We start from the raw sequence: 246 nt of genomic DNA, 5'->3' as shown, positions 1-246 counted from the left end.
GCCCTGCTTTGTCACCCAGCTCGATACCGATCCCAACAGTGTCTATCTGTCATCGGTGGGGATGAAGTTAACCGCGGAAGCAGGCGATCCGCATGGCACATGGAGCGTGGCGATCACCGTGCGCGACACCGTGCGCAACGTCAGCCTGCCGCGGCTGTCGTCCGTCGACATCAACTGTATCCGGCCGAGGCTCATCACCGATGCTGGGACACATCGCGTGACGCGCGTCCTTGGAATGTTCCTGTA

Annotated in this window: 1 pseudogene; it reads left to right on the top strand. The window is 61.0% G+C overall.

The features are described 5' to 3' along the window. Positions 1–246: pseudogene (locus ACQG3P_RS21635) on the top strand (hypothetical protein); the annotation flags it as partial.

Source organism: Stenotrophomonas sp. SrG, from assembly GCF_050031795.1.
Taxonomy (GTDB): domain Bacteria; phylum Pseudomonadota; class Gammaproteobacteria; order Xanthomonadales; family Xanthomonadaceae; genus Stenotrophomonas; species Stenotrophomonas rhizophila_A.
The sequence above is the reverse complement of the archived record's forward strand: the minus strand, read 5'-3'. Positions and strand labels throughout refer to the sequence as shown.